The 15,290-nt window shown below is 41.1% G+C and carries 11 protein-coding genes; 6 read left to right on the forward strand and 5 right to left on the reverse strand.

Annotated features, from left to right (window positions below):
- Positions 1 to 147 precede the first annotated feature (147 nt).
- The 5 genes from J4N25_RS07565 to J4N25_RS07585 form a co-directional block, all read right to left on the reverse strand.
- Positions 148 to 1,173, reverse strand: a complete 1,026-nt coding sequence (locus tag J4N25_RS07565; RefSeq protein WP_207421529.1) for a LacI family DNA-binding transcriptional regulator — start codon at positions 1,171 to 1,173, stop codon at positions 148 to 150.
- Positions 1,174 to 1,405: 232 nt separating this feature from the next.
- Positions 1,406 to 2,302, reverse strand: coding sequence for an ROK family protein (locus J4N25_RS07570; RefSeq protein WP_207421530.1), 897 nt, complete (start codon positions 2,300 to 2,302; stop codon positions 1,406 to 1,408).
- Between the two features lie 158 nt (positions 2,303 to 2,460).
- Entirely contained in the window at positions 2,461 to 3,093 is a 633-nt protein-coding gene (locus tag J4N25_RS07575; protein WP_207421531.1) for a hypothetical protein, read from the reverse strand.
- 306 nt (positions 3,094 to 3,399) lie between these two features.
- On the reverse strand, positions 3,400 to 4,476 hold the full coding sequence (locus tag J4N25_RS07580) for a glycoside hydrolase family 76 protein (protein ID WP_207421532.1): 1,077 nt from the start codon (positions 4,474 to 4,476) through the stop codon (positions 3,400 to 3,402).
- A gap of 76 nt (positions 4,477 to 4,552) precedes the next feature.
- Positions 4,553 to 6,502, reverse strand: coding sequence for a glycoside hydrolase family 97 protein (locus tag J4N25_RS07585; RefSeq protein WP_207421533.1), 1,950 nt, complete (start codon positions 6,500 to 6,502; stop codon positions 4,553 to 4,555).
- Positions 6,503 to 6,856: 354 nt separating this feature from the next.
- On the opposite strand from J4N25_RS07585, the gene J4N25_RS07590 reads away from it, so the two are divergent.
- The 6 genes from J4N25_RS07590 to J4N25_RS07615 all read left to right on the forward strand — a co-directional run bounded on the left by J4N25_RS07590 (position 6,857) and on the right by J4N25_RS07615 (position 14,619).
- Positions 6,857 to 7,087 carry a hypothetical protein gene (locus tag J4N25_RS07590; protein ID WP_207421534.1) on the forward strand — a complete coding sequence of 77 codons (231 nt, stop codon included), beginning with the start codon at positions 6,857 to 6,859 and terminating at the stop codon, positions 7,085 to 7,087.
- A gap of 206 nt (positions 7,088 to 7,293) precedes the next feature.
- On the forward strand, positions 7,294 to 8,670 hold the full coding sequence (locus J4N25_RS07595; protein WP_207421535.1) for a M20/M25/M40 family metallo-hydrolase: 1,377 nt from the start codon (positions 7,294 to 7,296) through the stop codon (positions 8,668 to 8,670).
- A gap of 427 nt (positions 8,671 to 9,097) precedes the next feature.
- Positions 9,098 to 9,397, forward strand: a complete 300-nt coding sequence (locus J4N25_RS07600; RefSeq protein WP_207421536.1) for a hypothetical protein — start codon at positions 9,098 to 9,100, stop codon at positions 9,395 to 9,397.
- A 19-nt stretch (positions 9,398 to 9,416) separates the two neighbouring features.
- Complete coding sequence (locus J4N25_RS07605; protein WP_207421537.1) at positions 9,417 to 11,075, forward strand: proton-conducting transporter transmembrane domain-containing protein; 1,659 nt, start codon at positions 9,417 to 9,419, stop codon at positions 11,073 to 11,075.
- Positions 11,076 to 11,231: 156 nt separating this feature from the next.
- Positions 11,232 to 13,736: a YbcC family protein gene (locus tag J4N25_RS07610; protein WP_207421538.1), complete on the forward strand. Its 2,505-nt coding sequence runs from the start codon at positions 11,232 to 11,234 to the stop codon at positions 13,734 to 13,736.
- A 37-nt stretch (positions 13,737 to 13,773) separates the two neighbouring features.
- A complete protein-coding gene (locus J4N25_RS07615) occupies positions 13,774 to 14,619 on the forward strand; it encodes a DUF6671 family protein (RefSeq protein ID WP_207421539.1) in 846 nt (281 codons plus the stop codon).
- Positions 14,620 to 15,290: the final 671 nt, after the last annotated feature.

A 15,290-nucleotide genomic window follows, 5' to 3' on the forward strand; every position in this document is an offset into this window, starting at 1 on the left:
AGATTATATTTTAAAACTTCCTACTTAATAATGTAAAGAGGCTCGCCGTAAACTTTGTATCCGGGACTAACAAAATGTGGATTAGGTTCAAAAAAGCGACCCCACTTGCATATGATGCTGCTTTTGATGGGACTATTTAAGGATCTGCTACTTACGTTGAGAGGTAGAATTTCTCACGATCAAGTCCGTTTCGAGTATGACACGCTCATTCTGAACATCTAATTCCGGCTGATCCAATCGTTTCAAGAGCAAAGAAATCACCTGGTCAGAAATTTCATTTATTGGCTGAGCTATTGAAGTGATCGAAGGCGTATATAATTCAAAAAGCTCGTTATCATCAAATACCAGAACACCAATATCATCAGGAATTGCTAACCCTAATTCCCTTATTGCCCTTAATCCACTTATTCCTAAGTAGTTGGTTGCAAAAACAATAGCGTCCAAATCCTTTTTCCTTTTCAGGAATGAGACGATCTGCCTAACTATATTCTCTGACGACTGATTATAAGAAACCTCCTTAACATGTTCGGCTAGCTTGAATTCAGAAGCGGCCCGTTCATAACCATGCAGACGGTCCTGCATTTGAGACTGTAAAGAATCGAGCGTTACAAAACCTATATTCTTGTATCCCTCCAAAACCAGATGTTTAATCCCATTATATATGCTTTGAGCGCTATCAACACCTACAAAGTCGACAAGGGGAACATTCTCAAGAAAACGGTCGAACAAAACTACTGGTGAGCCTGATTTTACTAAGGCTGTTATTTCAGCTTCAATTCCTTCTGGTGGAGCTATAATATATCCGTCTACGTGCCTTTCCTTAAATATACTTAGGATCTGTTTTGTCTTCTCGGTATCATTCTCGGTACTGCTATAGATTATCTTATAGCCGTTCCTGTAAGCATTTCCCTCAATCATTCGGGCGATATTTGCAAAGAAAGGATTGGAGATGCTCTCCACCAAAAGGCCTATTATATTTGATTTTCCGGTACGAAGACTTCTTGCCAAAACATTTGGCTTGTAACCTACCTCCTCCACAAACTTCAGCACTCTTTCCACCAATTCGTCACTTATCCTCTTCTCCTTCGCCCTTCCATTTAAAATGAAAGAAACAGTGGTAGTAGAGATATTTAGTTGCTTTGCAATATCAATGATGGATAGCTTTCTTTTCACGAGAGGAGGATATTTGCTCCAAAGATATGTTAAACGATTTAGTTACAAAAATTTAACCTTCGTAACCAGGTTTTAATAACATACCTGTCTATATAAAAAGTGAAAAGATTAAAAGAATCTCGAAACAGAAAACGCTGAAGTTGCTGATATAAAAACAGGCAAACCGTTAATTAACGATCTGCCTGAACCAATCAAAATATAAGAGGGCTCTCTATATTAAACGTTTTAGCAACTAGCTCTTATTCAAGAGCTCAAATTCCGCCGGTTGATACCAAAGACTTGAAGCCCCCAAAAGTGCGGCCTCTTCACCCAGCAAAGCTTGAAAAACAGGTATTGTACTAAATTCACCTTTTATAGAATTCTTCAAGCTGTCTTTGAACAGATGGTAAGCATTCGCTATGTTGCCCCCCAGAATGATAGCTTCCGGACTTTCAGCCTCAATGAATTCATTCAAAAACACTCCTAGGTTCTCACCGAAAAGATTAAAAACCTCTGCTGCTACCGGATCGCTTTCGGCTAGTGTAACCAGTGCCTTTACGTCGGTCACGAGATTGCCACTAAGTTCCTTATACTGCTTAATAAACCAACGAGTTGACAAGTAGTCTTCTGCAATACTGTCTTTGAAAGGCGCATTCCATCGATCAGCATCAGTAGCAATATTGTCAGCATACACTGAAGATCCCAACCCTGTACCAAGTGTCAGACCTATTATTCGGGAGAACCCTTTGCCGGCCCCACCAAAAGCTTCTCCTTGAAGAAAACAAGCAGCGTCATTCATAAAACGAATTTTATCAGGACTGGTCCCGAGGGCGCTGGCTAGTAGGTTTTTTATATTCAAACCATAGAGTGAATCATATTTATCCTGATTCTTCACAAAGCAAACGCCATTTTCGTAATCAAATGGCCCGGGCATGCCTATACCAACTTTTGTAATATTGATCTTTAATGAGTTAAAAGCATCTTTAATCGCTACTGTCCATGACTCGATAATCTCATCGACCTCATCGTGCGAATTTACATTGTTTCTGGTCCAGGTATTTTTAAGCACCCGTCTGGTTTCCAGATCTACAAGTGCCGCAGTAATGTGAGAGCCACCAATGTCTACGCCCATCACTATTGAATTACTCATATGTAAAATGTGTTTTTATATAAAATAAGTTTTGCAAAGGTTCGTCTACCCTACTTTGCGCATCTCCTAGGATCAATAACTGTTAGTGTCGCCAATTATACCCTTTTCTCCAGCAAAAATACACCAATAAAACGTTTTAGCAATAGGAGTTAAGAAATTTAAATTATTATCTGTTGCCATGGTGTGTCAACCATTACCAATTGTGGTTTTGAGGAAAGTCTATCTTTAATGTTCTGTATCACATCACCTAAAAAACATGAATCATCTCCTTTAGCAATTGTCAGATGCCATCTGTCATAGCCATTACGAACAGAATCAGAAGCAGATAGGTTATCATGAACAATTAGAATTAAGTTAGACGGAAGCTGGCCTTCTATTCCGCGAATCCTTTTCAACAACACTATAGAGGCCGGAACTACAGCAAAAACAAGAGGGTTGCGCGCGCATTCTAACTTTTCATTGGCTAACTCCATACTTCTCTCTAAAATATTTAGAGAATTGTCTTTCATCACAGCTACCCCTCCCCTTTTGCATATGGAACTTTCCCGGTTACCTTTGCCTAGTTCCGTAGGGTTATTTCCTGATAATATTGGCTCGAGGAAGGTTGAATATCTCCAAGAAACAAGGAGTATATGACGATGATTTTCTTCTTGCTTTATAAATTCGCTGAGATACAAGGGGATGAGAAAATTCATGCAACAAATGGTCTTTCCACTGTATTCTAAATTATGCAATCGAAGTTCTCTAAAGATAGTTCGTGCTTTATTTGTGAGCGTATCCTGATCTATCATATTTTACTACAACAAATAATTAATAGTTCTCTTGCAGTAAATATACAAACTAAAAGGTTTTAGCAAAAGGTTTTAGTTGATTTTTTATTCATTATTCGTCCGTTAGAAACAAAAAAGAGCACCGGGAGTGCTCTGTAACCAATATAAATCTGACATGACTGGTGATGCCTGTTGCTATACACCTTTGTCAAATTGAAGAGTGTGACAATCCTTATAGGATATAATACAAATATAAGAAGTAAAACCTTTTAGCAAAGCTATTTTATTATTTTTTCATCATTTTGCAAGGGCTGGTTTCCTACTTCTTTATTTGCTTCTTAGCTGCTCGATGCGGGCATAAGTCTCTAACATACCTGCCTGATCGATCAAACGCTTGTGATCTTTTGTACCTAACAGGTTTCTCCCGTCTCGCTCCTCTTTCCAAACCCTTTCAGCATCATCTATATAAAACTGGATCCAATCCCTATTTTTATCAATCTTATACAATTCTATATAACCTCTAAACATCACAGCGTTAAACCAGTATTCATTCGGAAGCTTATTGCCCTTGTAAAATCTTGCTTTACCAGCTGCTGCTATGGTTTGAGCTTCTTTCAAATATTTAACATCCCCTGTAAGCTGATACAGCAAGGCATTAGACTGCAGCATCGTGCCCGTATTGTAGGTATACGCTGCTTTGTCAATATTCCCTGAGGGGATCTTAATAGCATCGTAATAGATGCCTTCCGGAGCCCGCAAGTGCTTATTGGTCCAATCGTACAAGCTTAGGGCGGTATTTAAATACTGCTTGTCCTTTGTCAACTTATATAGCTGAAGGGCTACCAATATTCCTGGTCCGTTTGAACAGGTATTTTTTGTTGTATAATCCTTCTCTTTCCAGTATAAACCACCTCCGGTAATAGTATCATGACCGGTCATCATAAACTTGTAAATCATCTTGGCGACATCTAGATATTTTTGTTTATGATTTCTGTTATATGCGTCAAGATAAGCAATCGCTATCCATTGGTTATCATCATAAAAACGGCTGCTTAAACGTTCCTTTCGAACATAGTCCTGATACCCGGGTTCAGGCTTTTCATCATTGTAGTACTCGTCGATAGCACGCACAACGGGCGACATATAGTCTTTCCTGGGATTTAATTCTTCAAGCTCATTACTGGCCTGAATCAGTGCACATAGAGGCCAAAGCCAGGAATGGGGATTTTCATTATGCTTTGGGTCGGTGGTTTCGAAGTACAGTCCTGTTTTTTCTTCACGAAATACCGTATTGATATTATTATAAATCGTCTTAATCCTGTCATTGGATTTACTGGTTTGCGCTTTTGCAGACAAACATAGTGTGATCAGCAAGAATGCGTTTGCAATTAATTGATTTATCATGGTTGTGTGTTATTTTAAATTTCTGTATTGAAATATAAGGTATGCTTGGATCAGGGAGACCAGTTGGCTAAACAGTTTACTTTCTTACTGTAAGTCTTGCAACCCAGCCTCCGCCAGTCGTCATACTTATTTTATGCTTTGTATCCCGTGTCACCTCAAGGCTCTCCATTTTAAAGTCCTTTGCATTCCTGTCTGCATTTATACCGTCCTTCCAAACGTCCATTTTATACCTTGCATTTCCCAGAAAGGACAGATCAAGTTCCAGGTCGCGTGCATTCCAGTCCGTCATTGCTCCAATGTACCAATCTCCATTTTTCGCCTGACGGGCAACTGCTACATAATCTCCCACCTTTGCATGTAACGGAACAGTCTTCACCCATTCAACCGGAACTGCAGAAATAAATTGCATACACTCTGGTTCCTTGTAGTAATGTGTAGGCAGGTCGCAAAGCATTTGAAGAGGACTTTCGAAAACCACGTACATTGCCATTTGATTACAACGGGTCCCCAGGGTCATGGGTTCTCCTCCTACTGCAGCGAATGCATTTTTCTGGACATTCAACATCCCCCCTGGTGTAAAATCCATTGGTCCTGCAACCATGCGGGTGAACGGCAGGGTTGTGGTATGCTCTGGATCAATAGCTCCTGTGAACTTGCTTATTTCATTGCCGAAAACCCCTTCTGAGGTTAATACATTTGGGTAAGTTCTGATCCATCCAGTTGGCTTATAAGCACCATGAAAATCTACCATCATCTTTCTTGCTGCCGCCGCCCGGGATACTTTCTCATAATAATTCACCATATCCTGATCGTCCCGTTGCATGAAATCAACTTTGATACCCTTGATCCCCCACTTTGCAAATTGATCCAGCGCTATGTCTAACTGCTTATCGAGAACAAGCCAGCTCGTCCAGAGGATTAGATTAACATTCTTGCTTTTTGCGTATTTCGCCAGTTCCTCTACATTAATGTCTGGCGACTGTTTTAACAGGTCCCGCGTATCGCACCAGCCTTCATCGAGGAGGACATATTCAATCTTATTTTTAGATGCAAAGTCAATGTAATATTTATAAGTATCGTTATTAATGCCCGCCCGGAAATCCACCCCGTAGATATTATTATAATGCCACCAATCCCACTGTACTTTCCCAGGCTTCACCCAACTAAAATCTCCAGTTGAAGGTTTTGCAAGCTGATAAACCAATTGATTGGTTAATAATCCTTTATCTTCCCTTTCGATCATAATGATCCGCCATGGAAATGACTGCTTCCCATTAATTTTTGCAATATAATCCTCTCTGCTATTCACATTTTCATCGCGGTCACTTGTCACAGCTTTTTTCTTCGGATAATTCGGAAAAACTGCCTGAACCTCACCATTTCCTTTTCCACGGAGCCACATGCCTGCATAGTTGAACAAATTGGATTCGGTTAAAAGAACCTTTGTCCCCTTAACTTCGAAAAGTGCAGGCAAACTGGCTAGCTTATTAGCGTCTATGCTATCAATCCTATAATTTTTGTACGTTCGTTCATTGTGCGAATAAAAACTGTCTTCCTGTGGATACCAGGATCTACCATTCTTATCAAAAGAAAATACAGCCTTCTCATCCAGCACCTTATAACTACCATTCTTATTGCTGATCCAATGCCACGCTACTCCATTATTATATACTCTCCACTGTAGGGACAAACTATTACTAAAGTCAATTTGCAACTGGTTATAGTTGTCTTGAATGGAATTGCTTTTTTGATAGATAACCGCTTGTAAAACATCATTCCTTGCGCTTGTTGCACTTTTTGCAACTTTCCAGCCCCTGGTTTTGTCGCCATCTGTCTTTAACTCGATTTCGGATTTAGAAATTAATTCCTCTGCATCTAATTGAACAGAATAAGAAATAGATTCCCCTATTGAGATATTAAGGCTAACAGTCTTATCGGGAGACAACAGCAGATATTTCTTTTGAGCGAATACTCCCGCCAGGCCCAAAAACATTAAGGAAGCTGTTAGTGTGTGTTTAAGAAACATATTTACAATTATCTTCTTTGTGTTATTTCTTCTATGTAAGATGGCGAATTCCTTCTTCCAAGAATTTATAAGAGATGACAGGATAATAACAATGTCGGAAAGGAGTGTAACTGACATGGGTGATAGACTGACATTTTTTATTTAGTTAGTTAGTTCGAAAATCAGGTTTATAATATCTGCAAAACGTGAGTCAAAATTAGCAACTAAAATGATTTAGCAAAATATATTTTTAAAACCTTAATTCGCTTGTATTCTATTTTTCCCTAACTGCTTAAGGATGGATTTCAGGGAACGTAAATCCTTTTCCACAATCTTTCTTATATAAACAGCGTTAACGCTATCTTTGCTGGATATATGGGACTACCGCAGAGAATCACTTTTAATGACGTTGACTATAACTTTACAGTTGCTAATACTGAGCCTATAACAAAAGCCACAGTAAAGATTCCAATTGTTATAAATGGAGAAACTGTTGAACTTATCAAAGACTCTAAAGGTTGGATCACCAGTTCTGAATCATCTACTGTCAGCCCCTCGCTCGCACAGGCTATAGGAAGGGCTATTGAATTGCGATTTAGATTGTAAATAAGGAGATAAGTCTTGTTTATCTTCCCTCCTTGCCTTCGGTTTAGCCGGGCAATGGATTACACTATTCCCTCACATTTGAACCGAAACTCCCTCCAACTACTCGAGAGAACCCGCATCCTGTAGGATTATGCAAGACTAGTGCATGATTTCACCATAGAATTTCCGGCTATTTCGGTAGTTTTATTGCGTTTATTGAGCTTGTTATGAGAAATTTCCTAATGGCGGCTTTGTTCGCCCTCTCCATTCCGGTATCTGCCCAACAGCAAAAGAACGACTCGTTAGCCCTAAGAAGTTTATCGACCGAAGTTCTGACCCATAGTAAGGCATATGCTAATTTAAGGGAACTTACCAAAACAATTGGGGGCCGATTGGCCGGCTCTCCCCAGATGGTAAAAGCAGAGCAATGGGCGGAAAGAGTATTAGGAGATGCTGGGGCGGATACAGTGTACAAGCAAGTCTGCCAGGTACCTCATTGGGTAAGGGGCGCAAAGGAAGAAGTCCGTATTATTTCCCGCCGCGGCGATAAACCAATAAAACTTAATGCATTGGCCCTCGGGAACTCGGTGGGTAGCGGAGCCTCGGGTGTTACAGCCCAGGTGATAGAAGTGGCTTCATTTGAAGACCTGGATTCAAAAAAGGAACAGGTGAAAGGCAAGATCGTATTTTTTAATTATCATTTCCGTCCTGAATTTATCCGCACCTTTGAATCGTACGGTGATGCAGTGAAATATCGGGGACAAGGAGCCAGCAGAGCTGCAAAGTATGGGGCTTTGGCTGTTATAGTCCGTTCTATGACTCATGGTGCAAATAACTTACCTCATACAGGTTCTCTGCGTTATGACGATGCATATGCCAAGATCCCAGCAGTAGCTATCGGACTGGAAGATGCAGATCTTTTAAGCAAATCGCTTAAGGTTGAAAAGGAAGTTAAGATTTACCTGCGCACCAATTGTAAAATGTTACCGGATACAACAGGGCATAATGTGATTGGCGAAATTCGCGGCACCGATTTCCCCGATCAGATCATAACCGTTGGCGGGCACCTGGATTCCTGGGACGTTAATGAAGGTGCTCATGATGACGGGGCCGGTTGTGTTCAGGCAATTGAGGTGCTTCGGGCGTTCAAGGCATTAGGCATTAAACCGAAGCGGACAATACGTGTTGTCATGTTCGCTAACGAGGAGAATGGCGCCCGTGGCGGAATTAGATACGCCGAACTTGCAAAAATTAAAGCAGAAAAGCATGTTTTCGCACTCGAGAGTGATGCCGGTGGTTTTACGCCACGCGGTTTCGGTTTTACAATGCCAGCAGATAAGCAAGCCAAGATCATATCCTGGGCCCCTTTATTTCGCCCTTATGATGTATATGATTTCAGCACTCAGGGCGGTGGGGTTGACGTAGGAAAACTTTATGAAGCTATCGGCACCCCAATTGGAGAACTATTACCAGACTCCCAGCGTTATTTTGACCTTCATCATGCCGCGAACGACACGTTTGAAACTGTTAACAAGAGAGAACTTGAGCTTGGCGCATTCTCAATGGCAGGCTTGATTTATTTGATAGACAAGTACGGGCTTTAAATTACTAAAGCCTATACTTACCTTCCCCTTTCCCTTTAGAACATATAGGTAGGCTAATACCCAACGCCGACTAAACCGAGAGGCCATTCAGATGCTTCTCCCCCTTCAATCTCAACAATTTATTAAACTGTTCCTGTCGGTATATATTTTATGTACCAGCACCTGATGGCATTGTCGTAAATCAAATTTCTTAGCCCTCATATACTGTCTTAAACCAAGTATAAGTAAGCCACAAATTTGGAATTATACTTTTGCTTTCATTTATACTTTATATAAAATACATAAGCAATATTTATAAAAAGTCCTTCGAACGGCTGCGAAAACGAGGAAAAACCCGTAAATAAAGATTGTTTATACATATCATTAGAAACATAAATAATTACTTATGTGACCTATTCCTCTTATTTGCTTCAAATAAAAAGCAATTATGGAAATTATCGAACAAAATCACATCCAAAAACAGACTCAGTGCATGCTTATCAACGGACAATTTTCTGCAAATGATGCATTAGAAATTATGAAAAACCTAATCAATGGAAAAATCAATTTCCATAATCTGAAGAACTTTAGTTCGCAGGTAAGGTTTGGACAAGCCGATGAACATTCTTTAAAGCGAATGGAAGAGCTTAGAGAGCAACTTCATTCTATAACGCAGCTTGTGAACCACTGCCGGGAACAGGGGAAAACTCTACAGATTCAATCAACAATTTCTATCGAGGTTATCTAAAGATTAAAATACTAAAGCTATGAATGAGACTCTACTCACTTTAATACTTCTTGCGTCCCCGGCTTTGTTATTAACAGCTGCCTTTGCGGCGAAACTTCTGCCTCAATCATCTATTGTTTTAGTTAAAAAGCTAAGCCTTGCTGCATCTGCAGTAAGCATTGTGATTGCCCTAACAGCTTGCGCTATCTTAGTAAATTATCAATTGGCCGAAAGCTCCTTTATAGGAATAAATGGACTCGGGTTTAGTTTACGTTTAGATGCAATCAGCGTTACCATGTCGCTAATGATTGCCCTTATAAGTTTTATAGTAGTTAAATTCAGTTGTAATTATCTCGATGGGGATCCTGGACAAAATGTATTCCTGGAGCGTCTGACTGTTACAATTGCCTCTGTTCAGCTGCTGGTTCTTTCAGGAAATTTGGCTATCCTCTTTATTGCATGGGTGCTCACCAGTATCGCCCTCCAACGACTGCTTCTTTTTTATCCCGATAGACCAGGTGCTATTATTGCATCCCGTAAAAAATTCATTGTTGTCCGGTTGGCTGATGCTTGCCTGGCGGCTGCAATTATTCTTTTGTACAAGCATTTCGGCACAGGCAACCTGCAGCTGATTTTCCAGCAGATCCGCTCTTCCCTTCCATCAAATTCTTTACCGGCAGAATTAGAAGCAGCAGCTTTATTCCTGGCCTTCGCAGCTATACTAAAATCTGCCCAGTTCCCTACACATGGCTGGCTCCTAGAGGTAATGGAAACGCCAACACCCGTCTCTGCCCTGCTACATGCGGGACTTTTAAATGCCGGTCCACTGTTAATCATTCGGATGGCCTTTTTAATGGATGCAAGCACCTATGCGTCGTTGTTACTAATTGCTGTTGGAGGATTTACGGCCCTTTTTGCTTCCGCAGCTTTTCTTACACAAACTTCCATAAAAACAGCCTTAAGCTATTCCAGCATTGCTCATATGGGATTCAGCTTAATGGTTTGCGGCTTAGGCGTTTTTCCAGCAGCAATGCTTCACCTGGTTGCGCATTCATTTTATAAAGCACATGCCTTTCTTTCATCTGGTAGTGTGATAGATGTGATACGAGGCGCTAAAGTTACGCAATTAAAAAGAAGGGGGAAGCCAGTACTCATTATCGCCGGAATCATTCTCACGGGCTTAATATATAACGGGATGGCCTATTTGATGAACGTTCATCCTGCTAACGATTTGTCTACTTTCGCTATTGGAGCTATTATGGTAATGAGCCTTACAAGGATTTTCACCACTGTTACAGATTCTGATGCCAGCCTGTTTCTGATGCTGCGTGCCTCTGCTTTAGCTTTGCTAACCACAACTTCCTTTTTCATTCTTGAGTCACTTAGCAGTGCAGCTCTATCCGCACAGATTCCCTCAATGCCTCATAATAGTTTTATAAAGGAGGTTTTCATTTACATGGTACTGTTGAGCTTTACCCTGACAATGCTGATCCAGATAATTGCTCCTTTAGTCCCCGAAGGGAAATTCACAAGGGCAATGGCTGTTCACCTTAGGAACGGTTTTTATATGAATACCTATTTCGACAAAATTATTGGAGCCTTGAGCATATTTTCAACTTCTTCAAAATCCGAGCACCAAACTGTATCTGAGCCTAGAAAAAGTGGATCGGAACCTGCCAAGTATATGATTTTTGAGTAGGTATAAATCAATAAAGCAGCAAGAAAACCTACTACTTCAGAGGCTAAAGGATGCATATCCGGATGAGATAGTTGGTTATTCAATATCCCTTATATTACTTAAACTCGAAATGGATCAATAAGCACTGTTCAACGAACCTTTAAAGAAGACTAAGAAATGAAATCAAAACCCATACCCCCAAAATTAGCTGACTATAAACACATTACCAATTCAACTGGCTTTTTGGAAGTTTTACGCGTTGCCTGTAAAAAAATCGCTCCAGCCTGGCCCCTTGAAAACTTTGTGGCCGTGAATCCCTACCTGGGCTTAACCGATAAAACCTTCGAGAATGCGGCAAGTGAACTCGCTACTGCTGGCAGTATTCAAACTACTTTACCTGTTTCATTTTATCTTCAAAAAATAGAAGATAGCTTTATAAGTCATGATGATCTGGCTTCAGTACTAAACACAAAAGGTCATGATAAGATATCCGATATTGATCTTTTTATTAAGCGAATGCGAAAGATGGAGGAAAAAGACGACCAAACAGGAGTTGTCCCAACTGCAGCGGACGTAGCCAGCCAAACCTGCAAACAAGACTGGAGCCGCTTCGCTACTAGCCGTATTTCTGCATGGGCTGCTTCGTATTTTGATAAAGGACAGGCACTCTGGACCGCCGCAGACCAAAGCAAGAGCCTTTTTTCATCCTGGAAAGAAGAAGCAGAAATAGACCTCAGTCCGGAAATTATGGGCCTTAATGGATTTCGCTCTTTGGTGAAAAAGCTGCCGGAAGACTACCTTCAGGCAGCACAATTAGCTTTAAATAAATTGAACATTCCTGAAGCATTAATCCCCTATTACCTCCACCGTCTATTACTTAATACAGGAGGCTGGTCGGCCTACATCGCCCGCTTGGATTTTGACAGCAAGTTGTATGGCAAATCAGAGGAATTGCTTACCGAATTTTTATCTGTGTTGCTTGTCTGGGAATACTGCCTGCTTCAAAGCCTTGAAAATGATCTTGTATTAAAGAATTGGAGAATCGCTTTATCCGTGCTGTCACAAACACTTCTGAAAAAAGAACTCAGCACACAACTAGCTTCAAAATTAGTACTGCAGCAGGCGTTTGAACTGGCAACACAACGAAGACTCATCCAAACGTTCCAACAGTCACCAACTACATTTGTTGAAAAGCCAAAGCGATCTAAGGTTCAAGCTGTTTTTTGTATAGATGTGCGTTCGGAAGTATTTAGAAGAAATCTTGAACTGGCTGACGAGGACATTGAAACATTAGGTTTCGCGGGCTTCTTTGCTTTCCCTGTAAAGCATGTTCCCCTCGGATACGAAGATGGAAATGCTCAATGCCCGGTTCTATTAAAACCAACTGCTACTATACTCGAAACAATTCCTCATGAAAGAACGCATCAAAAGGCAGTAGCAAGCAGAATAATAACGCAACAGGTAAATGGTCTGTGGAAATCCTTCAAATCAGGTGCCGTAAGTTGCTTCGGATTTGTAAGTCCGCTAGGCCTATTCTACCTGCCCAAACTTTTTACTGATTCTTTTGGGTTAAGCCGCCCTGTACCTCATCCAGCTAAAGTTGGTTTAAAACCTGCATTCACATCCCAGAAATCATTAAGCTTAGTACCTTCATATTTTCATGATGAAATCACCGGAATGTCAATAGAACAACAGGTTAAGCTGGCGAAGAATGCACTTAAAGCAATGTCATTATGTGATAACTTTGCAAGACTTGTACTGATTGTTGGCCATGGGTCTGCGAGTGTAAATAATCCTCATGCCTCGGGACTTGATTGTGGAGCCTGTGGAGGAAATACTGGTGAAGCCAATGCAAAACTGGCAGCCGAAGTACTTAATAATCCCATAGTAAAATTCGCTTTGGAGCCAGACGGCATTTTTATACCCGCTGATACCTTGTTCTTAGCTTGCCTGCATAACACCACGACAGATGAAGTAACAATCTACAATGAGCAGATAGTTCCAGCGGACCGTGAGGCTGAGCTGAACGATTTAAAAACCAAACTTGAATGCGCCGGAAAAGCTTCGAGGGCAGAAAGGGCGTCAAGAATGTGGCTGAAAAAACCTGAGAACCTAGATTCCGCAGTTCTGTCCCGCAGCAAGGACTGGTCGCAGGTACGCCCTGAATGGGGGCTTGCAGGATGTTACGCTTTTATAGTTGCACCCAGAGAAAGAACGAAGGGGATCAATTTGAAAGGAAGGTCTTTCCTGCATACGTATCACTGGGAAAAAGATACTGACTTTTCTATCCTGGAATTAATAATGACTGCGCCAATGGTGGTCACCAGCTGGATTAGTTTGCAGTATTACGGCTCTACCGTTGATAATAAAAATTTTGGATCTGGAAACAAAACACTTCATAATGTTACTGCAGGCTTAGGAATTATTGAAGGTAGTTCCGGCGATCTTCGGATCGGCCTTCCATGGCAATCCGTACATGATGGACAAAAATATCAGCACGAACCTTCGCGATTGAACGTGATCATTGAAGCACCTGTTGAAGCCGTGAACAATGTTCTGAAAAAGCACGAGTCGGTGCGCCAGTTGTGTGACAATCAATGGATCCATCTGCTTACCCTCAATAAAGTTGGAAAAATTTCAAAGCGCTATACCGGCAATTATACCTGGGAAGAAATAGCTTAAGCTGCCAGATAAAAAGAACAATAAGAACAAACAGCATATGCCTGAAAAGAATCTCTTCAGTGGAAGAAAGCTTGTTATTGCGTCCATGCATGAAAAAGAACGGGTTATCGGTCCAATGGTAGCATCCCAGCTCGGGGTGCTGCCTATGGTATCAAAAGAGCTCGATACTGATCAATTTGGTACCTTCTCCGGTGAAATTGAACGGATCTATAGTCCGCTTGATGCTGCCCGGTTGAAATGCAAGTTAGCTATGAATCTTACTGGGTGCGATTTGGCTATTGCCACTGAAGGTTCTTTTTTTGCGCATCCGGAACTAATATTTTTTCCAGCGAATGAAGAACTGGTAATGCTTTTGGACAAGAGAAACAACCTTGAAATTACGGAAAGTAAGCTAAGTATCAACACGAATTTTGATGGACGGGATTGCAATACCTTACAACAGCTTTTAGGCTTTGCAGAAAGTATTGGCTTTCCCGAATGCGCATTGATCCTGAGAAATGCTAAAGGAAGTTGCGAGGAGGTTTTCAAAGGAATAAGGAGCCGCGAAATTTTGATAAAAAAGTTCAATCGCCTTATGAACTCATATGGAAAAGTGTACGCAGAAACTGACATGCGGGCTATGCACAATCCTATTAGAATGAAGGTTATTGCTGAAGCAACCAAAGCTATGCTGACCAGGCTCGCTGTAACTTGTATTAAATGTAAAACCCCCGGTTTCGGACGTACCGGTGCTATCCACGGTCTAGCCTGTGCAAATTGCGGGTTAGCGACCTCGTCTCCCAAGTTTTACATCTATAAATGCGCCAAGTGCAATTACCAGGAAAAATTACCGGTAGAAGCGAAATCTGAAAGTCCTATGCACTGCAAGAATTGTAACCCTTAAAATTCTCTGGTTGATTTTGAAATTTATCTTAAATGGATTTTATGGCTCCCTGTCATTTTTTGTTTATCAGTCGGTTAACTAAATGGACTAAAGGCGGGATTAACTACGTTGATCCCGAATGGGGGAGCCTGCAACAAAAATGCTGATCGCTTCGCTCCCTGTCATTTTTTGTTTACAGGGTCGTTCGAGTAAATGGACTAAAGGCGGGATTACCTACGTTGATCCGAATGGGGGGACCTGCAACAAAAATGCTGGTCGCTTCGCTCCTTGGCAATTTTTGTTTACAAGGTCGTTCGAGTAAATGGACTAAAGGCGGGATTAACTACGTTGATCCCGAATGGGGGGAGCCTGCAACAAAAATGCTGGTCGCTTCGCTCCCTGTCATTTTTTGTTTACATGGTCGTTCGAGCGAGCTCGACTCCTCTGTAAACAAAAAATGCCACCCTACGGGTAGCATTTTTGTTGCGGAGAGGGCGGGATTCGAACCTCCCCCTCAAAACCTGCTTTATTTCAATATTTCAAAGGTTTTCATTCTGGTAGTCCCGAATTAGTCACCTAGTTTTTTAAGCTGCAAAAACTTACCTAAAAATAGGAAAACTTCTGTAACATCTTATTAGTCAGCACACTTTTCTCAATTTTGTAAATTACTCCTAATAAATCTCAGCTACCAT

This window comes from Desertivirga brevis (assembly GCF_017355835.1).